The sequence below is a fragment of the Streptomyces sp. W16 genome, assembly GCF_033194735.1.
Classification (GTDB): Bacteria; Actinomycetota; Actinomycetes; order Streptomycetales; family Streptomycetaceae; genus Streptomyces.
Map to the genome: position 1 here is coordinate 20812 of NZ_JAWOAI010000018.1, position 20305 is coordinate 41116.

The 20305-nt window shown below is 69.9% G+C and carries 22 protein-coding genes; 4 read left to right on the forward strand and 18 right to left on the reverse strand.

The genetic code is table 11. The features are described from left to right. Positions 1-17 precede the first annotated feature (17 nt). From R6V09_RS04210 to R6V09_RS04230, 5 genes are all read right to left on the reverse strand, one after another. A complete protein-coding gene (locus tag R6V09_RS04210) occupies positions 18-1145 on the reverse strand; it encodes an NAD(P)-dependent alcohol dehydrogenase (protein WP_442809967.1) in 1128 nt (375 codons plus the stop codon). Continuing rightward, on the reverse strand, positions 1142-1708 hold the full coding sequence (locus tag R6V09_RS04215; RefSeq protein ID WP_317879964.1) for a hypothetical protein: 567 nt from the start codon (positions 1706-1708) through the stop codon (positions 1142-1144). Before R6V09_RS04215 ends, R6V09_RS04210 begins: the two co-directional genes overlap by 4 nt. Before the next feature lie 68 nt (positions 1709-1776). Then, positions 1777-2493 carry a maleylpyruvate isomerase family mycothiol-dependent enzyme gene (locus R6V09_RS04220; protein ID WP_317879965.1) on the reverse strand — a complete coding sequence of 239 codons (717 nt, stop codon included), beginning with the start codon at positions 2491-2493 and terminating at the stop codon, positions 1777-1779. Then, the gene (locus tag R6V09_RS04225) at positions 2490-3335 is read right to left on the reverse strand and encodes a fumarylacetoacetate hydrolase family protein (RefSeq protein WP_317879966.1); all 846 of its coding nucleotides are present in this window, start codon (positions 3333-3335) and stop codon (positions 2490-2492) included. Before R6V09_RS04225 ends, R6V09_RS04220 begins: the two co-directional genes overlap by 4 nt. Next, positions 3335-4450: a cupin domain-containing protein gene (locus R6V09_RS04230; protein WP_317879967.1), complete on the reverse strand. Its 1116-nt coding sequence runs from the start codon at positions 4448-4450 to the stop codon at positions 3335-3337. Before R6V09_RS04230 ends, R6V09_RS04225 begins: the two co-directional genes overlap by 1 nt. A gap of 48 nt (positions 4451-4498) precedes the next feature. Between R6V09_RS04230 and R6V09_RS04235 the strand changes: the two genes are divergently transcribed. Both R6V09_RS04235 and R6V09_RS04240 read left to right on the forward strand, forming a co-directional pair. Further along, positions 4499-5248, forward strand: a complete 750-nt coding sequence (locus R6V09_RS04235; RefSeq protein WP_317879968.1) for an IclR family transcriptional regulator — start codon at positions 4499-4501, stop codon at positions 5246-5248. Positions 5249-5276: 28 nt separating this feature from the next. Then, entirely contained in the window at positions 5277-5681 is a 405-nt protein-coding gene (locus tag R6V09_RS04240; RefSeq protein WP_317879969.1) for a hypothetical protein, read from the forward strand. 12 nt (positions 5682-5693) lie between these two features. On the opposite strand, the gene R6V09_RS04245 is transcribed toward R6V09_RS04240, so the two are convergent. Together R6V09_RS04245 and R6V09_RS04250 are read right to left on the reverse strand one after the other, a co-directional pair. Beyond that, positions 5694-6725, reverse strand: a complete 1032-nt coding sequence (locus R6V09_RS04245; protein WP_317879970.1) for a cation diffusion facilitator family transporter — start codon at positions 6723-6725, stop codon at positions 5694-5696. A gap of 187 nt (positions 6726-6912) precedes the next feature. Continuing rightward, positions 6913-7290: an ArsR/SmtB family transcription factor gene (locus R6V09_RS04250; RefSeq protein ID WP_317879971.1), complete on the reverse strand. Its 378-nt coding sequence runs from the start codon at positions 7288-7290 to the stop codon at positions 6913-6915. 95 nt (positions 7291-7385) lie between these two features. Here R6V09_RS04250 and R6V09_RS04255 point away from each other — a divergent pair, with 95 nt between their 5' ends. Continuing rightward, complete coding sequence (locus R6V09_RS04255) at positions 7386-8654, forward strand: MFS transporter (protein WP_317879972.1); 1269 nt, start codon at positions 7386-7388, stop codon at positions 8652-8654. Positions 8655-8957: 303 nt separating this feature from the next. Here the strand turns inward: R6V09_RS04255 and R6V09_RS04260 are convergent, their stop codons facing one another. The 7 genes from R6V09_RS04260 to R6V09_RS04290 form a co-directional block, all read right to left on the reverse strand. Beyond that, a complete protein-coding gene (locus R6V09_RS04260; protein WP_317879973.1) occupies positions 8958-9956 on the reverse strand; it encodes a sugar phosphate isomerase/epimerase family protein in 999 nt (332 codons plus the stop codon). A 29-nt stretch (positions 9957-9985) separates the two neighbouring features. Next, positions 9986-11182, reverse strand: a complete 1197-nt coding sequence (locus R6V09_RS04265) for a Gfo/Idh/MocA family protein (protein ID WP_317879974.1) — start codon at positions 11180-11182, stop codon at positions 9986-9988. 24 nt (positions 11183-11206) lie between these two features. Then, a complete protein-coding gene (locus R6V09_RS04270) occupies positions 11207-11572 on the reverse strand; it encodes a hypothetical protein (protein WP_317879975.1) in 366 nt (121 codons plus the stop codon). Continuing rightward, entirely contained in the window at positions 11569-12426 is an 858-nt protein-coding gene (locus tag R6V09_RS04275) for a sugar phosphate isomerase/epimerase family protein (protein WP_317879976.1), read from the reverse strand. Before R6V09_RS04275 ends, R6V09_RS04270 begins: the two co-directional genes overlap by 4 nt. 89 nt (positions 12427-12515) lie before the next feature. Then, positions 12516-13349 (reverse strand): ATP-binding cassette domain-containing protein, encoded by an 834-nt coding sequence (locus R6V09_RS04280; RefSeq protein ID WP_317879977.1) that lies wholly within the window; start codon positions 13347-13349, stop codon positions 12516-12518. Between the two features lie 5 nt (positions 13350-13354). Further along, positions 13355-14431: an ABC transporter permease gene (locus R6V09_RS04285; protein ID WP_317879978.1), complete on the reverse strand. Its 1077-nt coding sequence runs from the start codon at positions 14429-14431 to the stop codon at positions 13355-13357. Further along, complete coding sequence (locus R6V09_RS04290) at positions 14431-15450, reverse strand: sugar ABC transporter substrate-binding protein (protein WP_317879979.1); 1020 nt, start codon at positions 15448-15450, stop codon at positions 14431-14433. Before R6V09_RS04290 ends, R6V09_RS04285 begins: the two co-directional genes overlap by 1 nt. 336 nt (positions 15451-15786) lie before the next feature. Between R6V09_RS04290 and R6V09_RS04295 the strand changes: the two genes are divergently transcribed. Then, complete coding sequence (locus R6V09_RS04295; protein ID WP_317879980.1) at positions 15787-16818, forward strand: LacI family DNA-binding transcriptional regulator; 1032 nt, start codon at positions 15787-15789, stop codon at positions 16816-16818. Between the two features lie 182 nt (positions 16819-17000). Here the strand turns inward: R6V09_RS04295 and hydA are convergent, their stop codons facing one another. The 4 genes from hydA to R6V09_RS04315 form a co-directional block, all read right to left on the reverse strand. After that, positions 17001-18431, reverse strand: coding sequence for a dihydropyrimidinase (hydA, locus tag R6V09_RS04300; RefSeq protein ID WP_317879981.1), 1431 nt, complete (start codon positions 18429-18431; stop codon positions 17001-17003). Positions 18432-18457: 26 nt separating this feature from the next. Continuing rightward, entirely contained in the window at positions 18458-18838 is a 381-nt protein-coding gene (locus R6V09_RS04305) for an allophanate hydrolase-related protein (protein WP_317879982.1), read from the reverse strand. Between the two features lie 13 nt (positions 18839-18851). After that, positions 18852-20015: an NAD(P)/FAD-dependent oxidoreductase gene (locus tag R6V09_RS04310; protein ID WP_317879983.1), complete on the reverse strand. Its 1164-nt coding sequence runs from the start codon at positions 20013-20015 to the stop codon at positions 18852-18854. Then, positions 20012-20305, reverse strand: a 294-nt coding sequence (locus R6V09_RS04315) for a (2Fe-2S)-binding protein (RefSeq protein ID WP_317879984.1), incomplete at its 5' end; no start/stop codon positions are given. The genes R6V09_RS04315 and R6V09_RS04310, both read right to left, overlap by 4 nt.

Consider the following 20305-nt stretch of genomic DNA (forward strand, 5'->3'; position numbering starts at 1 on the left):
TCCTTCCTCTTCGTGGGTCACGACAGTCGTAGTACGGGTTTGATGACGTCACCGTGGTGCGCGGCCTTGGCGGCGTTCTCGATGTCGTCGAACGCGAAGTGCTCGACGAGTCGCTCGACGGGGAACCGGCCTTGCCGGTGCAGTTCGACGAGAGCGGGCAGGAACCGGTCCGGTACCGAGGAACCCTGGTTGACGCCCACTATGTGCGGGTTGCGCACCAGCATCCGGGGTACGTCCAGGCTCACCTCGCTCCCGAACGGCGGGGCTCCGATCACACCGCATGTGCCGTCGGTGGCCAGCGCGTCCACCGCCTGGCGGAGAACGTGAGTGTTTCCGGTGGTCTCCAGTGCGTAGTCGGCTCCGTCACCGGTGATGTCACGAACCGCCCCGACGGCATCGGCGTGCCGGGGATTGACGACGTCGGTCGCGCCGAGTCGCAGAGCCAGGTCGAGTCGTGAGTCGTGCAGGTCCACCGTGATGATCTTCGTCAACGGGGTGAGCCTCGCGGCGATGACGGCGGACAGTCCGACAGCGCCCGCGCCGAACACCACCAGCGCGCCGCCGGCCCGTGGGCGCAGCACGTTGAACACCGCGCCGGCCCCGGTCTGCACGCCGCAGCCCAGCGGGGCGAGGACGTCCAGGGGCGTGTCCGGCGCGACTTTGACGACGTTGCGTTCATGGGTCATCGCGTGCGAGGCGAACGAGGACTGGCCGAAGAAGTGTCCGTGCAGCGGCCGGTCGTCCCCGTCGCGCCGGATCGTGGCGGACCCGTCGAGTCTGCTGCCGCCGAGGAGATTGAGCGCCGGCCAGTGCGCGCACTGCGCCGGGCGGCCCGTCACGCAGGCGATACACGACCCGCAGGAGGTGAACGTCATCAGCACCTTGTCCCCGGGCGCCACCTTGATGACCTCCGGGCCCACGGCCTCCACCGTGCCGGCGCCTTCGTGCCCGAGCACTCCGGGAAGCGGGAACGGCGTGGCACCCGATCGCACGGACAGGTCGGTGTGGCACATGCCGACCGCCTCGACCCGGACGACGACCTCGTGCGACCTGGGGGAGTCCAGGACGATGTCGGTGACGGTGAACGGGGCGCCGGTTCCCTCCACCACGGCCGCGGTCGCCCTGGTCACCGCGCCCGCGCTCATCGTTCGGTGTCCGGTGACTGCGCCGACGGGTTGTAGATCAGGCCGAGATGGACCGCGTAGACCGCATGCCACACGAAGACGGACACGATGAACTTCCAGCCGAAGTGGTGACTGAAGAACCCGGCGTCGGCGCCGAGTGCGGGCCCGTAGACGCGGGGCGTCATGAACACGAGGCTGACGAGGGCCAGGGCCGTGCCGAAGACGAGGGCCTTGGCCAGGTTGCCGGCCGCGGTGTCGCGCCATGGCAGCCGCGGGTGCACGGCCACGACGAACAGCACCGTGAACACGATGCCGTCGAGGTAGTGGAAGAAGCCGCCGGACACGAACTGCGCCATCGGGGACGCGCCCGGGGTGTAGACGGCGCCATTGACCATGTTCCAGTCGAGTTTGGCCAGTCCCACGCCTGGCAGGAAGTAGCCGACGATCGTGGCCATCTGGGTGGCGACCAGGCCCGCCAGCAGCGCGGCCGGGAGACGGTGGTGGGTCACCCAGACTCTCCACGGCACGGGAGTGGGATGTGAGGTGTCGACGCGGTGGGCGGTGGGCGACTCGGTGATGGTCATGGGGCTGTCCTTCTGTTCGGGGGATTTCCGTGGTCATGTCCAGTGATGTCGGAGGGTGTCCACTGCGGTCACAGCCACCGGCCCAGCTCCGGGAGCGGGCCTTCGGCCGTCAACCCGTCGGCGCCCCGGCCGGTGACCCAGCGGGTCAGGTGGGCCCGGCCGGCGCTGACGGTGACTTCTGGTTCGGTGCCGGTGATCTTCCACGGGCCACCGCCGTCGGTGGACAGCAGCAGGACCGAGGGCCCGCCGTGGCGGGCGGAGCGGTGCGTGGTCACGTCCAGGAGCAGGGCTTCGCACATTCCGGCTGGAAGGTCGTCGAAGTCGCTCCCCGCGAGGAGGTCGATCGCGTGGATGCTGATCTCCCGTGCCCGTAGCCACGGGATCTCCGATGCGGGCACGGTGCGGCCCTGGGCAGTGACGACCTGGTGCTGCCATGCCGGGCCGGGCAACTCTTCGAGGTCGGCGGCGAGTTGGCGGGCCGACGAGATCACCCACGCCCGCAACTCGGCCGCGGGGAGCCGGCTGCCGGTTTCGATGTCCGCGCCGCGCGCGGCGGGGGAGGCGTACATGGCGTTCGGGACATTGGTGCGCGCCCAGGCGACCAGGCGCCTCAATGCCTCGGCGTTGGACGCCACGTGTGCCAGCAGATGACGGCGGGTCCAGCCGGGCAGGGCACTGGATGCGTCGAGGGCCCCGTCGTCGAGCCGGGCCAGGTCGTCCAGGAGCGTCACCGTGCCCTCGCGCATCCAGGCCCTGACGGTGTGGGTGCGAGCGTCGGGTGTCATGCTCCGGCCTCGACGAGTTCGGCGTCGGCCCGGTTGTCCAGTCTGCCGATGCCGCTGACCTCGGTGATCAGGCGGTTGCCGGGCCGCAGGTACTGGGCGGGTGTGCGCGCGTGTCCGACGCCGGCAGGGGTGCCGGTCAGGATCACGTCACCAGGGCGCAGCGTCGTGATCGTGGAGATGTAGCAGACCAGGTCCAGCGGGTCGAACACCAGGTCGTCGGTGCGGGATTGTTGAACGATCCTCCCGTCGACGTATCCGGTGATGTCCAGTCGGGGCCGGACGCCGCCGGGCAGTTCATCAGGTGTGACCAGCACGGGCCCGATCGGGGTGGTGGCTTCGAAGGTCTTGCCCTGGAGCCATTCGCGGGTACGGAACTGCCAGTCGCGCGCGGTGACGTCGTTGGCGGCGGTGAACCCCGCGATACCGGCCGCGGCCTCGGTGTGCGACGCGCGGCGCAGGGGCCGGCCGATCACGACGGCGAGTTCGGCCTCCCAGTCCACCGCGTCGGATTCCGGCGGCAGCATGATCGAGTCGTTGGGCCCGATCAGGGCGTCGGCGAACTTGGCGAACAGGGTGGGGAATTCCGGGAGTTCGCGTCCCATCTCCAGGATGTGGCCGCGGTAGTTCAGTCCGACGCACCAGATCTTGCCGGGCGTGGGTACCACGGGTGCGAACTCGGCACCGGCGAGGCTGTGGGTGGGCCCGTCCACGGTGGCGCGCTCGGGCCAGTCCGGATGCGCCAGCAGAGCGCCGACATCGGCGTGGCCGAGGTCCACCGCGTGGACGCCGTCGATACGAACCGCGCGCGTGGCACCCGCGATACGCAGGGTCGCGAGTCTCATCACGACGCTCCTTCCAGTTGCACGCGGTGGGCGTGCAGGTGCTCGAAAATGGGGGTGTCGCTGAACCGGAACAGGTCGAGCTCCGACTCGGCGCCGATCTCCAACTGCTGCCAGGAGGGCACCACGAACAGGTCGCCGCGGCCGACGGTCCAGGTCGAATGACCCACCCGCACGACTCCGGCACCGTCGAACACCTGCCATACGGCCGAACCGACCTCCCTGCGCGGCAGCGTGGTCGTGCCGGCGAGCAGCCTGTGGAACTCCGCCCGCAGGGTCGGCATCACGTCCCCGCCGGTGGTGGGGTTGGTGAACCGCACGCCGGCGTGTCCCGGCTCGATGACACCGGGGTGGCCTTCGCGTTCCAACGCCAACTGCTCGGACAGAGCGGCGTCGGTGTGCTCCCAGCGGTAGGCGGCGATCGGCGAGCTGGGCAGGGACCGCGGCTGCGACACGGGGCGCAGCCCGGGGTGTGCCCACAGTCGCTCGGCGCGTGACCGCTCGGGCGTGGAACGGTCGCTGACCTCGTCCGCGCCGTACTCGAAGAACGCCGAGTCCATGTGGTGCGCGAACGGGATGTCCAGGCCGTCGAGCCACACCATCGGGGTGTCGGACACGTTGTGGTGACCGTGGAAGTGCCAGCCCGGGGTGAGCAGGAAGTCCCCACGGCGCATGGCGACCGGGTCGCCGTCGACGACCGTCCAGACGCCCTCGCCCTCGACCACGAACCGGAACGCGTTCTGGGTATGGCGGTGCTCGGGCGCGACCTCACGCGGACCCAGATACTGGATCGCCGCCCACAGTGTCGAGGTGGCGAACGGCGCACCCCCCAGCCCCGGGTTCGCCAAGGCGATCGCGCGCCGCTCCCCGCCCCGGCCGACCGGTACCAGCTCACCGGCCTGCTCGGCGAGCGGCAGCAGCCGATCCCACCGCCACAGGTGCGCCGAGGTCTTCGGCATCGGCTCGGCGGGCATCAGCTCACCGATCTCGGTCCACAGCGGGACCAGCAGTTCGCGCTCGAACCCCTGATGGAGCTCTCGGAGTTCCGCGGTCTGTTCTGGCTGCCCGGGCCCTCGCGACACTGCCACTCCCGCCGGGCCGCCCGTGAAGTCGTTCATAGACAGGATGGTGGAGCTGTTCTGTCTGTCGGGATACGTTTTTCTACTGTGAAGAACAAACCGGCATACGCGATCGAGTCCGTCGACCATGCCCTGCAGCTCGCGCAGCTCCTGCAGCAGGAGGGATCGCTGCGGGTCACCGACGCCGCCGAGCGTCTGAACGTGTCGCGCTCCACCGCGCACCGGCTGCTCGCGATGCTCGTCTACCGCGATTTCGCCGTCCGGGGCGACGACCGCAGGTACCGGCCCGGCGAGACGCTGCGGCCGACGCTGATCAGCCATGGGCCGATCAGTCTCCTGCGTCAGATCGGCACCCCGCATCTGCGTGAGCTCGTCGGGCGGGTGCACGAGACCGCCAACCTGCAGGTCAGGGCCGGGACGGAGATCCGCTTCATCGCCTCTGTGGAATGCGAGCAGGTCCTCCGCGTCGGCGACCGCACAGGCCGCGTCCTGCCCGTCCACCAGGCGTCGGGCGGACTGGCGCTCCTCGCGGCCCTTGACGACGATGCGCTCAGAAGGCTGTACGAGGACGATCCCGACCACCCCGACCTGGCGCAACTCGGCAAGCAACTCGCGCTTATCCGCAAACGCGGCTTCGCCGTCAACGACCAGAAGACAGAGACCGGAGTTGTCGGAATCAGCGTGGTACTCGCCCCGCATCACGACCCGTTGGCCGCTATCGCCCTGGCAGTCCCCTCGGTCCGCTTCAACCGGGCCCGTCTGGAACAGCTGCGCTCCCAACTGGAACGCGCCGCCACCGCTCTCACCCGAGAACTGGCCGAGCACCTGCCGAACTGACGCCGTCAGGCCCGGGGGAGACGACCACGTGACGCCCCGCGAACGGAAGCTGAACCCGGAGATCCTTGCCGAGATCGCCCGCCACCCCGGGGGGACCCTTGCCGGCCTGTGGGTTCATGCCGACGTCATCGTGGACGACCGTAGGCATCGAGGCGTCACCCGGCTGCTGCCCTGGGCGCTCGGAGCCCTCCTCGCCGCAGCCGCACTCACAAGGCGGGCAGAGCCCTGCGCCGACCACGGCGCGTCGGCCGACACCGAGACGGCGGTGCAACTGCTGACCGTCGGCTTGATCGTCGGTGCGCGGGTCGTGCTCGTCAGCGCGGGTCGCGGTCGAGGGCGGGGACCTCGTGTACGGCGGCCGGCCGGCGCGGCGGCGGGACCGCAGACCTCCTCCCCTCCGACCTGGCGGAGGAGTCGGGCATCCGCCGGGTGAGTCGTCGGTCGGTCAGTGGTCGTGGGGGCCCGGGCGGTGGACGGGACCGTGGGCGTCGTCGCAGTGTGCGTCCCGGTCGTCGCCGGTGGCGCTGGTGATCTGCAGCAGGTCCGGGGCGTCCTCGCCCAGGTGGTCGACCTGCAGCGTGGCATGGCCGATGCGGTAGTCGTCCAGGAGCATTTTCTGCAGGCCGCGGCGTACGGCGTGGCAGTCGCCGCCCGGCTCCACCAGGACATGGGCGGACAGAGCGCTCTGGCCGGAGGTGATCGTCCAGACGTGCAGGTCGTGAACCTCGACCACGGTGTCCTGCGCGGCCAGGCGATCGCCGAGGGCGTCGGGGTCGATCCCGGCGGGCGAGGCTTCGAGGAAGATCCGCCCGGAGTCGCGGACCAGGCCGTACCCGGCCTTGAGCATCAGGACCACCACGAGCAGGGAGGCGAGCGCGTCCGCGCGGGCGAAGCCGGTGGTGAGTACGACGGCTCCGGCGACGGCGGTGGCGATGAAGCCGAACAGGTCGGTGAGGATGTGCTGGTAGGTGCCCTCGACGTTCAGCGAGGTGCGGTTGGCCTTGGAGATGAACCAGGTGGCCAGCAGGTTGACCGCCACTCCGACCAGGGCGGTGACGAGGACCAGGCCGCCGGTGACCTCCGGCGGGGAGACGAGGCGACGTACCGCCTCGTAGGCCAGCCACACCGAAAGGAGCAGCAGGGTCAGGCCGTTGGCCTGCGCCGACAGGATCTCCACGCGCTTGAAGCCGTAGGTGAAGTGCCCCTTGGCCGGGCGGGCCGCCAGTCGCATCGCGACGAGTGCCAGGACGATGGAGGCGACGTCGGTGAGCATGTGCGCGGCGTCCGAGATCAGCGCCAGCGAGTTGGCCGCGACCCCGACCACGACCTCGGCGAGCATGAACACGCTGATCAGGGTGAGGGCGAGCGTCAGCCAGCGCCGGTCGGCGTCCGCGGACACCCCGTGGGAGTGGCCGGAATGACCGCCGCCGCTGTCGTGGTCGTGGCCGCCGTGCTCGTGGTCGGGGTGGTCGGACACGGGAGCTCCCAGGAGTCGCGGTCTTGCGTCGGCGGAAGGCAAGTCAACCGCGCCCCGGAGGTTTTCACCAAAGGCTGCAATGAGCACCGTTACCACTGTCACCTGCGGTGATGCCAGGCCCTCGGGTCGCACGCCGGTCGGGTCGTCCGGCTGGGCGGAATCCGTCGCCGCGGGACGGCCGGACCGGTCATGCCTCCGGGGTCCATGCCGCGACCAGGTCCAGCAGGCCGGGGAAGCGGGCGTCGAGGTCCTCGACGCGTACGTGGCTGCGGCGTTCGAGCCCGTACTGGCGCTGGCGCGTGAGCCCTGCTTCCCGCAGTGCCTTGAAGTGGTGCGTGAGCGAGGACTTGGGCCGGTCGAAGCCGAACCAGCCGCAGGTGTGGTCGAACTGCTCGGATTCCAGGAGGAGTTTGCGGATGATCGTCAGCCGCAGTGGGTCACTGAGCGCGCCGAGCACGGTCTCCAGGCGCAGTTCGTCGACCGCCGGCTCCGGAAGCGGTGCGGGCAGGTCGGGCGGCTCCGGGAGCGCCTTGATGACGGGTGCGGTGCCCGTGGTCGGAGGCATGGGCAACTCCTCGTAGCGGGATTCCTTGTACGACTCCAATCGTACTGCATGCTAAGTTCGACTTAACTCGTACTTGGGAGTCGGGAGGAACAGTCATGTCCGAGACCGGGACCGGGACCGCGTCTGTCCAGGCCGTCGACGGAAGGCAGGGGAGTGGCTCTGCGGGGGCCGGCGGACGGGACGACGCTCCGCTCTGGTGGGTGTGGCTGGCGGCCTGGCCGGTCACCGCCGTGTTCGTGCTCTCGAACGCGGCGACGCCCTTGTATGTGCTGTGGCAGCGCGACATCGGATTCTCCAAAGGCACCCTGACCGTGGTGTTCGCGTTCTACATCGTCGGGCTCATCGGCTCGCTGCTGGTCTCCGGCGTCGTCTCGGACCGGCTGGGACGCAAACCCGTACTGTTCCCGGCCCTGGGGCTCGCCCTGGCGGCCTGCCTGATCTTCGCGACCGCCACCACCGTGACCGCGCTGATCGTGGCACGGCTGTTCACCGGGATCGCCGTGGGTGCCGTCGTCTCGGCGGGCATGGCCGCGGTGACCGACGTGGCAGGTCCCGGACGCAAGCGGATCGCCGCCCTGCTCGCTTCCTGCGCGATGGTCTTCGGAGCGGGACTCGGCCCGCTGCTCGCCGGTGTGCTCTCCGAGATGCTGCCCGCGCCGACCGTCACCGTCTTCGCCGTCGAGGCCGTACTGCTGATCACCGCGGTGCTCGCCGTGCTGCGCATGCCGATACGGCGTCCCGCGGCGCCCGCGAAAGGTGCCTGGGTGCGGGTGCCAGGCGTACCGCAGGGCAACGGACGTCAACTCGCCCTGGGTATCGCGGTGTTCGCCCCTGGCATCACCGCCACGTCCTTCGTGCTCTCGCTCGGACCCTCGCTCCTGTCCGGCCTGCTCGGCACCACCAGCCGGATCGTCGCGGGCGCCATGGCGTTCGCCATGTTCCTCACCGCCACCGGGGTGCAGTTCGCCGTCCAACGGCTGAGCCGGCCCACCATCCTCGCGGCCGGTGCGGTGAGCACCACACTGGGCATGGTCACCCTGATCGTCACTGTGCACACCTCGTCGGTGCCGGTCCTCCTCGCCGCCGCGCTGCTAGCCGGCGCCGGCCAGGGGATGGGCCAGCTCGGCGGCCTGTCACTGCTCAACGCCGGCGTCCCGCCGCAGCGCCTGGCGGAAGCCAACGCCGCGCTCAACGTGGGCGGTTACGTCCTGGCCGGCATCCTGCCCGTGTCCGCCGGCTACCTCAGCGATGCCGTGGGCCTGACCAACGGCACCACCGTCTTCGGCGCCGTCCTCATGGGGCTCGCGGTCATCGGTGGCCTGGTGGTCGTCAGCGATCGGCGTCGGACCACGGAGCCGGCCTGACGGATCGGCGGACGACGCTTTCCCGGGGAGCGTACGGCTTCGTCCGGAGCGGTACCCGCCCGCGGTTCACCCGTCTCCCGGGCAGAGGCCGGCAAGGACGCCGACAGGGCCGCCCAGTTGGCGTACGGCGTCGGCAACTCGGCGTCTGTGTGCGGTCGTTGGAGCTGCAACCTCGGCGTCCCAGCGTCTCGACGGCAGCGAGACCCCGCAACCATCGGTGACGAGCGGCCACGTCGAGTTGGCCGCGGACGGTGGACCGACCCGGCGGGGCCGGTCCCGTGCGGCGGTGCCGGGGTGTCCGCCCTAGACGGCGGTCGCGGCGGCGTGCAGGTTCTTCGCCGCCAGGGCGAGACCCTCGGTCTGGGAGTAGGCGGCGTCCTCGTGCTCGATGTTCACCGCCATGTCCGGGTCGACCTCGGCGAGAGCGCGCAGGAACTCCGTCCAGTACGCCACGTCGTGGCCGACACCGACGGCGACGAACTTCCACGCCGGGTTCTCGGGCCAGGAGTTGCACCAGAAGCCGTAGCCGGTGGGCACCTTGTCGGGTGCGTCGGCCGGCACGCGGGTGAACGACGTGTCCAGTACACCGCGGATGTCGGCGCCGGGGCAGAGCGTCGCGTCCTTCGCGGCGGCGTGGAACACCAGCGGGCCGAGCCACTTGATGGAGGCGACGATGTCCATGCCCTGCCACATCAGATGCGAAGGGTCCATCTCCGCACCGAGGTTGGTCGCGCCGGTCGTGTCGACGAGCCGCTTCAGGGTGACCGGGGAGAAGACGAGATTGTGCGGGTGCATCTCGATGGCGACCCGGACACCGCTCTCCCGGGCCAGCGCGTCGATCTCCTTCCAGAACTCGACCGCCACACCCCACTGGTAGTCCAGGACGTCCATGTAGACGCCGTCCCACGGATTCACCACCCAGGAGGGGTACTTGGCGTCCGGGTCGGAGCCCGGCGTGCCGGACATGGTGACCACGTGCCGCACGCCGAGCAGCCCCGCGAGGCGGATCGTACGACGCAGGTCGTCCGCGTGCTTCGGACCGACCCCGGGGAGCGGGTTGAGCGGATTCCCGTTGCAGTTGAGGCCGGTGAGCTCCATTCCGCGCTCGGCGAACGTCGCCAGGTACTCCTCGCGTGCGGTCGCCGAGGACAGCAGCAGGTCTACCGGGCAGTGCGGGGAGGGGATGAACCCGCCGGTGTTGACCTCGACGGAGGTCAGGCCGTTCTCCTTGAGGAAGTCGAGGGCCTCCGCCAGGGGGCGGTCGTGCAGACAGGCGGTGTAGGCGCCGAGCTTGAGAGACATGCGGGTGCTCCTTGTATGTGTGCGGGTGGTCAGACGGCGGGCGGGACGGGAACGGCGGCGCCACCGGCCTGCGAGGACTCGACGATCGCGCGGATGATCTCCATGGTCCGCAGTCCCTCGGCGAACGTGGCGCAGGCCGGCAGCGGTTCGGCGACCCCCGCGACCTGGTCGAGGAACGCCCGTGCCTGGTAGGTGAAGTTGTCGGCGTTGCTCGCACCCACACCCGGCGCCTCCATCGGCACCCCGCCCGCGAAGTACGGCAGTTGGGGGCCGGCGATGATCTGCCGGGCACCGCGGGTACGGGCGTCGGGCTGGGCGTCGTCGAAGAGGTACTCGGCCGGCCGGTGCTGGTCGAAGGCGGCCCGCCCGCCGACCCCGAGCACGTCGAACGCGAGCCCGTTGGGCAGTCCGAAACCGGTACGGGTCACCGAGAAGGTGCCGACGAGCCCGGACTCGAAGCGGGCGGTGAAGGAGGCGGTGTCCTCGTTCTCCACCTCGCCGAACTCGTCGGAGACGGGAGCGGAGTTGTGCCCGACGACCGCGCCCAGCGGCAGCGGACGCTTGGGGATCTGTGTGGACAGCGTGGCACCGGAAACCGAGGCGATGGGCCCGGCGACGTACTCGGCGGCGTCGATGACATGCGAGCCGACGTCCCCGAGCGCGCCGGAACCGGCACCCCCCTTGAAGCGCCAACTCAGTGGCCCCTTGGGGTCGGTGGCGTAGTCGCACCAGTAGCGCCCGCTGAACAGGGTGAGGTCACCCAGCTCCCCGCGCCGCACGTGGTCGCGGATAGCGGCGATGCCGGGGGAGCGGCGGAAGGTGTACCCGACGGCGGTGACGACATCGGCGGACCGCTCCAACTCGGCCATCGCACGGGCGTCTTCGAGCGAGCCGGCCAGCGGCTTCTCGCACAGCACGTGCTTCCCGGCGGCGACCAGCGCCTCGGCGATCGGCCGGTGCAGCGCGTTTCCCACGACGATGCTGACGGCGTCGATCGTGGGGTCCTCGGCGACGGCCTCCCAACTCGGCAGCGCCTTGTCGAAGCCGTAGCGGCGGGCGGCGTCCTGGGCGAGCGCGGTGTTGGCGTCGGCTATCGCGGCCAGCCGGACCGGCGGGAGACCCGGGCCGAAGACGGTGTTGGCGTTGCGGTATCCGGCGGCGTGGCTGCGGCCGGCCATACCGGCTCCGATCACCGCGACGGACAGGGGCTTGGCGGACGAGGTCATGGGGGTGTCCCTTGAGAAGTTGGATCAGCTGGGGGCGGGAAGGCCGAAGGCGGCCGTGTGTTGCTGGGCGGGCTGTGGCCGACGGGTGGTGGCGGCCTTGGGGCGGGTGGAGAGGATGGGGCGGGTGGAGAGGATCGGCACGGGCACCGGCACGTCGACCCCGATCGTCTGGATCCCGACGTTGCGCCGGAATCGGGGCGCGGTCTCGCCGGAGGCCGCGAACAGGGCGGTGCCGTTGGGCCCGTACCGAGCGGAGAGTGAGCTCCGCTCGGTACGGGCGGAGGGCAGTGCGAACGTCCCACCGTCCGCACTGCTGTCCAGGGCCTCCGACGCGCGCGGCGGTTGCGCGAAGTCGGAGTGTCCGAGGCCCGCCGCCTCGGGCTTGGTCACGACGATGCGGCGAGGTATTCGTCGATCTTCGCGCGCATGAACAGCGAGGACTCCTTGGCCCGTTCCTCCCAGGCGAAGACGCACGCCGTGAGGGTGCCGTCGAAGTCGTTGTCCCGCAGGGCCCGGAACAGCTCGCCGAAGTCGACCTCGCCCTCGCCCATGTCGAGATGCTGGTGGATCCGGGCCGTGGTGCCGGGCGGGTTGAGGATGTAGCGGTTGCCGGAGGACGCGTTGTGGTCGAACGCGTCGGCCAGATGGACATGGGTGAGCAGATCGCCCGCGTGCCGGATGATCCCGGGGGCGTCGTCGCCGATGTGGAAGGTGTGCGGGGCGCAGTAGAGGAAGCTGACGCTCGGGTGGTTGATGCCCCGGATGAAGTCGACCGCCTGGTGGCCGTCCTCGATGAAGTCGTCGGGGTGCGGTTCCAGGGTCAGCCGGATGCCCTCCTGCTCGAAGAGGGGGAGGAGTTCGTCCATCGACTTCCAGAACCGGGCCTCGCTGCGGTCCGCTTCCTCGGGCCGACCGTTGAACTCCGAGATCATGCTGTCCACGCCCAGCTCGGCCGCGATCTGGATCGAGCGCTTCCAGTAGCGCACGGCGGCCTGCCGGTCGTCCTCGTCGGGGCCGGACCAGCGGAACAGCGGCAGCAGGGAGGAGATCCCGACGCCGGCCGCGTCCAGCGCCTTGCGGAACTTGCGCACGGTGGCGTCGTCCACGCGGGGGTGCCGGAAGAACGGGATGAAGTCCTCGCGGGGCGACAGCTCGATCCACTCGTAGCCCAACTCGGCCACCACACCGGGCAGTTCGAGCAACGGGACATGACGGATCATGTACGGGTCGAGGGCGATCTTCATGAGGGAATGCCTTTGGGTGTAGGGGAGCGGGGATACGTCTGGTGCCGCCGTCCGCCCGCGCGGGGCAGGGCTGCTGTCCGCTGTCGCTGTCAGCCGACTTTGAGCGCGGACTCCTCGGGGAGTTCATCGACGTCGAGGCCGCGGACCTGGGACAACTCGTGCTTGAGCGCGGCGAGTTCGGTACCGCCGGCCATGTGGTTGGTGAGCTCCTCCAGGGTGATCTCGCTGCGTTCGGCGGAGAGTTCCATGGTGCCCAGGCGCAGCACGCTGAAGTGGTCGCCGACCATGTAGGCGTGGTGCGGGTTGTGCGTGATGAAGATGACCCCGAGGCCCCGTTCACGCGCTGCTGCCACGTACTTGAGGACGACGCCGGACTGCTTGACGCCGAGGGCTGCGGTCGGCTCGTCCAGGATCAGCACCCGGGCGCCGAAGTAGACGGCGCGGGCGATGGCGACGCACTGGCGCTGGCCGCCGGAGAGGGCGCCGATGGGCTGGTCCAGGTTGTCCAGGACGATGCCCATGTTGCGCAGTTCCTCGTCCGCGGTCTTCTTCATCCTCTCGATGTCGAGACGGCGCAGCGGCCAGGGGCCCTTGGTCATCTCGGAGCCGAGGAAGAAGTTGCGCCACACCGGCATCAGCGGCACGACGGCCAGGTCCTGGTAGACCGTCGCGATACCCCGGTCCAGTGCCTGGCGCGGGGTGGTGAAGTGCACCGCCCCGCCGTCGACGAGGAACTCGCCCTCGGTGTGCTGGTGCAGCCCGGAGATGATTTTGATCAGCGTCGACTTGCCCGCGCCGTTGTCGCCCAGGACGCAGGTGACCTGGCCGGGGCGGACCGCGAGGTCGACCCCGTGCAGGGCACGCACATTGCCGTACGCCTTGCCGGTGCCGCGGAGTTGAACGAGGGGATGGTCGCTCGTCATGGAGGTCACCTCCGGGTCGCGGTGCGCTGCACCCACAGATTGATGAGGACGGCGCCGAGCAGCATCACGCCCAGGAACGCCTTGAACCAGTCGGGGTTCCAGCCCGCGTAGACGATGCCCTGCTGCACCATCCCGAACATGAACGCCCCGAACACCGGGCCGATCGCCGAACCCGCACCACCGGTCAGCAGACAGCCGCCGATCACCGCCGCGGAGATGTAGATCAGCTCCTGGCCGACACCCTCGCCGGACTGCACGGTGTTGAAGGTGAACAGCTGGTGCATGCCGATGAACCAGGCACCGAAACCGACCAGCATGAACAGCGAGATCTTCGTGAACGCCACCGGCACACCCACAGCGCGAGCACTGTCCTTGTTGCCGCCGACCGCGAAGATCCAGTTGCCGTACTTCGTGCGCAGCAGCACCCAGGTCGCGATCGCCGCGAACACCAGCCAGTAGACGATGGTGATCTTCACGTTGACACCGCCGACGTCGAACGACGACGCGAAGACCTTCTTCGCCTGGCCGAAGCCGTCCATGTTGCTGATGTCGTCGGTCGCCACGTTGCCGGTGACCAGCTTGGTGACCGCGAGGTTCACGCCTTGCAGGATCAGGAAGCTGCCCAGGGTGACCAGGAAGCTCGGCAGGCCGGTCTTGACGACCATCCAGCCGTTCAGGAAACCGACCCCCAAGGACACGAGCAGGGCGACGATCACACCGACCCACACGTTCATGGTGAGCTGGTAGCTGAGCATGCTCGCGGTCAGCGCCGAGGTGATGACCGCGACACCGGCGGAGAGGTCGAACTCCCCGCCGATCATCAGCAGGGCGACCGGCAGCGCCATGATGCCGATGGTCGACGAGCTGTAGAGGATGTTCGCCATCGAGGCGCCGTCCCGCACCGGCGGAGCAGCGATCAGGAAGAACACGTACACCGCTGCCGCGCCGAGGAAGACACCGATCTCAGGACGCGCCAACAGCCGTATCACCAGGGGCCGTTCAGAGGTCCGGCCGTCGGTTTCCTTCGGGCCGGGGGCCGGCGGTGAGGTCACCGCCGGCTCGGCGTGCTGGGTCATGCTCATCACCGGGTTCCGTTGGCGGCGTACTTGGCGACGGCTGCGACGTTGGTCTTGTCGACGAAGGCCGGGCCGGTCAGTACGGGCTGCTCACCGCCACCGCTGTAGTTGCCGTTCGTCTTGTAGAGCCACAGCGAGTCGACCGCCAAGTAGCCCTGGAGGTACGGCTGCTGGTCGACCGCGAACTGGATGCTGCCCTTCTCGATCGCGGAGATGAGGTTCGCGTTGAGGTCGAAGGTGGCGACCTTCGCCTTGCTGCCCGCGTCGGACAGCGACTGCACCGCCGTCAGCGCGAAGGGCGCCCCGAGTGTGACTACCTCGTCGACGGACTTGTCCTGCGTGAGCTTGGCGGTGATCGTCGACTTCACCGACGGCATGTCCGTGCCGTTGACGTAGAGGATGTCGGTCTTGCCGGTGAAGGTCTTCTTCACGCCGGCGCAGCGCTGTTCGAGGTTGACGTCGCCCTGGGCCTGGATGACACACAACGCGTGCTTGGCGCCGGTGGAGTTGAGCTTGGTGCCGAGTGCCTGCCCGGAGACGGACTCGTCCTGTCCGAAGAAGGACAGCAGGCCCTGCTTCTTCCAGTCGCTCAGCCCGGCGTTGAAGCCCACGACCGGGATGCCGGCCTGCTCGGCCTTGGCGACGACGGCCTTCATGGCGTCGGGCTTGGCGAGGGTGACCGCGATGCCGTCGACCTTCTGGTCGATCGCGTTCTGCACGAGGTTGGCCTGGTCGGCGGCGGTCTCGTCGTTGGAGTAGATGAGCTTGACGTTGTCCTTGGCCGCGGCGGCCTCGGCGCCCTTGCGGATGGTGTCCCAGAAGGTGTCGCCGGAGGGTGCGTGGGTGACCATCGCGATCGTCATACGGGGCGTGGTCGCCTTGCCCGCGGAGACGTTGCCCGCGGTCTCGTCGGACTTCTTGCCACCTGAGCTGCTGGAGCAGCCCGCGAGGGTGAGGGCGGCCGCGGCGGCGACCGCCACGACGGGGGCGATTCTGCGGGAGCGGGGAAGGGCTGTACGGCTCATGGTTCGTGCACCTCGCTGTGCGACTGAAAGAGGTAGCAGGGCGGCAGGTCCGCGGCTGCTTGATGGGCCGGGGTCGGAAGGAAGGACGGGAGGACCGGAGGACCGGAGTGGGCTCACATTGCGGTGTGGTGGCCGGATGTACCGTCCGCGACAGCTTGTCCGCCTTGTGGGCGGCGTCGACGGTGAGCGAGTGTCCCCGCCGGTCGCGGGCGACGAGCCAACGACCTTCGTTGGAACGTCAGGACAATTTAAAGCGCTTTAATTCCTGGTACTATCGACTCGTTTCGAGAGCGTGTCAAGGGCGTTGCGCGAGAAGAATGCGGCCGGGAGGAACAAGTGGAGGACGCCGGGGCGGAACACCGCCGGGCAGCTGCGAAGAGGCGCCCGCGGCTGGAAGACGTAGCCGCACGCGTGGGTGTCTCCACCGCGTCCGTCTCCCTCGTGCTGCGCGGTGTGGCGGGCCCCAGCGAACGCACCAGGCAGCGCGTCCTGAAGGCCGCCGCCGACCTCGGCTACCAGGTGGACCGCACCGCCAGCCTGCTGGCCAGCAGGCGCACCCGGATGCTCGGCGTCATGGTCGACGTCCACAGCCCCTTCCACGCGGACCTGGTCGAACACCTCCACTCGGCCGCCGAGGAGGTCGGCTACGACCTCGTCCTGAGCACCCAGACCCGCACCCGCGACGAGCGCACCGCCATCGAGACGCTGCTGGCCTTCCGCAGCGAGGCACTGATCCTGCTCGGCCCGACCGCCCCCGTCGACACGCTCGCCGCACTGGACGGCAAGGCCCCCGTCATCGTCGTGGGCCGTCGTATCGAAGACGGGGAGCTGGACGTGGTGCGCACCGCGGACGACGCCGGCGTGGGGCAGATAGTCGACCGTCTGGTGGCGCTCGGGCACCGTGAGATCACATACGTCGACGGCGGCAAGGGCGTGATCGCCACCGACCGGCGCCGCGGGTACCGCACCGCCATGCGGCGCCACGGTCTGGACGCGTACATCCGTGTGCTGCGCGGTGACAACACCGAGGCGGCCGGCGAGCGCGCCGCCCGCCACCTCCTCGACGCGGACGAACTGCCCACCGCCGTGGTCGCGTTCAACGACCAGAGCGCGATCGGCGTCCTGGCCGCTCTCGCCCGCGCCGGTGTGTCCGTCCCCGGTGAGGTGTCCGTCGCGGGGTACGACGACGACAGACTCTCCCGCCTGAGCTGCTTCGACCTGACCACGGTCAGCCAGGGAGCCGAGGAGCAGGCGCGCTACGCGGTCGCCGCCGCGGTGGAACGCCTCGACCAGGGTCGCACCGAGCCCCGAGAGGTGGTCCTGGCTCCGCATCTCGTCGTACGCCGCACCATGGCCAAGCCCCGCTGACGGGGGCCGTGCCGTCAGCGCCGTACCGATCTTGGCGCGGGCCGGGTTGCCGTCCCGGCGACGGCGACGGCGACGGCGGCTGCGGACTCTGACCAGGGCCGGAGCGGCTGTTCACCTCCCGGTGAGAACTCGGTCTTCGCGCCGCGCACCACGAGATCGCGTGCCGCGAACGACCACCCGCGTCAGCACACCAGGGACCGGCTCAGTGGGCCCGAGCGCAGATGACGGCCGTGGGGTTCGGCGTCGGTCAGTCGGCCGGCGTCGACGACGGGACGGCCGCCCACCACGACGGTCTCCGGCCAGCCGGTGACCGGCATGCCCTCGTACGGCGTGTAGTCCGTGGCCATGTGCAGGCCGGTGCTGCGGACGGTGCGGGTGGCCGTCGGGTTCCAGATCGCCAGGTCCGCGTCCGAGCCGGGGGCGATGACTCCCTTGCGGGGGTAGAGGCCGTTGAGCCTGGCCGGGTTGGCACACATCAACTCCACGAAGCGGCCCATCGGCAGACCGCCCTTGACCACCAGCTCGCTGAAGATCACCGGCATGCGCGTCTCAACTCCCGGCAGCCCGTTGGGCATTGCCCGTACGTCGTGACTCACCGACTCCTTCTGGGCCGTGTCGTAGCAGCAGTGGTCGCTGCCGATCGTCGCGACCTGGCCCATGAGCAGTCGTGAGCGCAGTCCGGCGACCGTGCCGGCGTCCCGCAACGGCGGGCAGCACACGAAGCGTTCGGGGTGCGGGCCCGCGTACGCCGTGTCGTCCAGCACAAGGTGGTGGGCCACCGTCTCCGTGAACGCCCGCACTCCGCGGCCACGGGCGCGGGCCACCAGGTCGACCGCCTCGGGTGTCGACTGGTGGACGAAGTACACCGGGGCCGACACCGACTCGGCGATGGCGAGGATCTCGGCGACCGACGCGTTCTCGGCCAACTCCGGCCGGGTACCGGCGTGATGGCCCGCGCTGATCGCCCCGGCCGCCTCGCCGCGCTCCTGCGTGTCCGCGATAATGTGGTCGGCCTCGCAGTGGATGACCACCATGCCGCCGAGGTCCCGCAGCGTGGTCATCACGTTGAGGATGGTCTTCTCGTCGGCCATGGTCTCGCCGCGGTAGGTGGTGAACATCTTCACCGTGACGATGCCGTCGGAGGCCAGCGACCGCAGCTGCTCCGGCACGGATTCGTCCCACTCGACCACGCACCCGTGCAGCGCGCTGTCGCACAACCCCTGTGCCGCCTTGGCCCGTTGGGCCGCGGCGACATCGGCCGGGTTCTCACCGGGGCGCGGGATGGCGAAGTCCACGATCGTCGTCGTACCGCCGAAGACAGCCGCGGTGGTGGCCTGGCGGTAGTCGTCGAGAGAGGTGAAGTCCCCCGAAGTGAAGCCGACATGGCAGTGCGGGTCCACGCCGCCGGGCAGCACGAGGCGCCCTGAAGCGTCCAACTCGGTGGTGCCGGGAGCCTGTACGGTGCGGTACGCGCCCGGCTCCACCACCCCGAGCACCTTGCCGCCGCCCACCAGGACGTCCGCGGCGCCCTGCCAGTCGGCGTTGACCACGGTGCCGCCTCGGACCACGAGGTCGACGGGTGCGACGGGTTCGATCGATGTGGGGTGGGACATGGCAGACCTCCAGCGAGGACGAAGTGTCAGAGAGAGGCGAGGTAGGAGTGCCAGCCGCCGTGGGCGGTGATGTCGACGACACCGGGGGCCGTCAGCGCGGAGGCACGCATCCGCATCGAGAAGGAACCCGAGCCGTCCGCCAGCGCGATCACGCCCAGTTCGAGTTCCGCGGGCTCCTCGGGGAGGAGCCGTTCGCGCAGCACCTCGTAACTGACCTCGTACACCTCGCCGTTGATCGACGCGCCGCCCTCCGCGACCGGGTGCAGGCCGGGGAACTCGTCGCGTACGGAGAAGAATTGGTACGCGGGGGCCGTGCGGGCGGGACCGAGGAGGCGGGCCTCGCTCAGTGCGTGGTTGAGGGTGCCTCCGGACATGGCCTGGCCGTTGACGAACATTCTCAGGGTCATGGGGGAGTGCCTTTCAGGGCGATACGGGAGTGGTGGCGTCGTCGTGCAACAGGCGGCCGGGACCCAAGTCGTCGACCGGGTCGGCCGGTGCCTCCCCGGCGACTTGGCGGGCCAGCGTGTCACCCCACACCGGGGCGAGGGTGAACGCGTAGGTGCCGCCCGCGACGAAGAAGCCCGGGTGGCCGGGGACTTCGCCGATCACCGGCATCTCGTCCGGGGTGGCGGCCAGCGGTCCGGCCCACATGCGCAGCAGCCGCAGATCACCGAGGAACGGCAGGATGCGCCCGGCCTGGGCGAGGTTGCCGGCCATGCTGGGCACGCTGACCGTGCTGCGGCCCGCCATGTTCAGCTCGCCGGCCGGCCAGCCACCGCCGATCAGCAGGTTGCCCGCGCTGACCTGCTTGACCGACATGCCCTCGCCGATGTGCTGGACCAGATGGTGCATGACCGGCGGGACCCGCACGGTCACATGCATCTGGATCGCGACCGGGGACATCTGTATCCCCAACCCGGCGAGTGCGGAGATCTCGGTGATCCACGGTCCGGCCACGTTGACGACCACGGGTGCCGTCCAACTCCGGTCGTCTGAAAGGACCGTGTAGTCGTCGCCGACCCGCTGGATGCCGGTCACCGGGGTGAAGGCGTGCACCTCGACGCCGAGGCGGCGGGCCGCGGCGAGATAGGCGGGGGTGATCAGGAGCGGGTTGGCGTAGCCGTCCAGCGAGCACCAACTCGCCGCGCGTACACGGCCGGAGAGCAGCGGCAGTTCCTTACGGGCTTCGTCGCCGGTGAGCACCTCGGTGGGGATGCCCGCCCGCCGCTCCCATTCGTGCTTCTCCCGCAACTCCTCTTCCTGTACGGCGGTTTCGGCGACCATGAAGCCGCCTCCGCGCCGCAACTCCACGTCCGCGCCGAGCCGTTCCTCGATCTGCGACCAGTGGTCGGAGGCCCGGCGTTGCAGCGGCAGCAGGCGGGCGCTGTCGACCGGGACCTCCTGGCCCGGGCGGCGGGTGTGGATGGCCTGGATGTGCAGGTTGCCCGCGGTGGTGCCGGAGCCTTCGCGGTTGGGTGCGCCGCGCTCCAACACCACTACCCGGTAACCGCGTTCGGCGAGATGGAAGGCAGCACTGGCGCCGAGGATGCCGGCGCCGATGACGACGACGTCGGGCTGGTTCACGGGACTTCCCGCCCTTCGACCGTCGCGGCCATGGGCAGCGGCCGTATCGGCATCCGGGCCGCGAAGCACTCCGCCCCGCCCTCGCCCCGTCCGGTCAACGCCGCGACGATGTGGCCGCATTCGCGTCCCTGGCAGGGGCCCATGCCGGCGCGGGTGGCGGCCTTGGTGCCGTGCAGGTCGTTCCAGCCGGTCGCGGCGGCCTGCCGGATCTCGCCGGCGCTGACGCCCTCACAGCGGCAGACCTGGGTGGCGTCGGGGATGTCGGCCGTGGCCGGCAACGGGTAGAGGCG

Coding starts and splice junctions, on each gene's coding strand:
- R6V09_RS04210 (WP_442809967.1), bottom strand. CDS start 1,145: ATGAGCGCGGGCGCGGTGACCAGGGCGACCGCGGCCGTGGTGGAGGGA.
- R6V09_RS04215 (WP_317879964.1), bottom strand. CDS start 1,708: ATGACCATCACCGAGTCGCCCACCGCCCACCGCGTCGACACCTCACAT.
- R6V09_RS04220 (WP_317879965.1), bottom strand. CDS start 2,493: ATGACACCCGACGCTCGCACCCACACCGTCAGGGCCTGGATGCGCGAG.
- R6V09_RS04225 (WP_317879966.1), bottom strand. CDS start 3,335: ATGAGACTCGCGACCCTGCGTATCGCGGGTGCCACGCGCGCGGTTCGT.
- R6V09_RS04230 (WP_317879967.1), bottom strand. CDS start 4,450: ATGAACGACTTCACGGGCGGCCCGGCGGGAGTGGCAGTGTCGCGAGGG.
- R6V09_RS04250 (WP_317879971.1), bottom strand. CDS start 7,290: ATGCCTCCGACCACGGGCACCGCACCCGTCATCAAGGCGCTCCCGGAG.
- R6V09_RS04255 (WP_317879972.1), top strand. CDS start 7,386: ATGTCCGAGACCGGGACCGGGACCGCGTCTGTCCAGGCCGTCGACGGA.
- R6V09_RS04260 (WP_317879973.1), bottom strand. CDS start 9,956: ATGTCTCTCAAGCTCGGCGCCTACACCGCCTGTCTGCACGACCGCCCC.
- R6V09_RS04265 (WP_317879974.1), bottom strand. CDS start 11,182: ATGACCTCGTCCGCCAAGCCCCTGTCCGTCGCGGTGATCGGAGCCGGT.
- R6V09_RS04275 (WP_317879976.1), bottom strand. CDS start 12,426: ATGAAGATCGCCCTCGACCCGTACATGATCCGTCATGTCCCGTTGCTC.
- R6V09_RS04280 (WP_317879977.1), bottom strand. CDS start 13,349: ATGACGAGCGACCATCCCCTCGTTCAACTCCGCGGCACCGGCAAGGCG.
- R6V09_RS04285 (WP_317879978.1), bottom strand. CDS start 14,431: ATGAGCATGACCCAGCACGCCGAGCCGGCGGTGACCTCACCGCCGGCC.
- R6V09_RS04290 (WP_317879979.1), bottom strand. CDS start 15,450: ATGAGCCGTACAGCCCTTCCCCGCTCCCGCAGAATCGCCCCCGTCGTG.
- hydA (WP_317879981.1), bottom strand. CDS start 18,431: ATGTCCCACCCCACATCGATCGAACCCGTCGCACCCGTCGACCTCGTG.
- R6V09_RS04305 (WP_317879982.1), bottom strand. CDS start 18,838: ATGACCCTGAGAATGTTCGTCAACGGCCAGGCCATGTCCGGAGGCACC.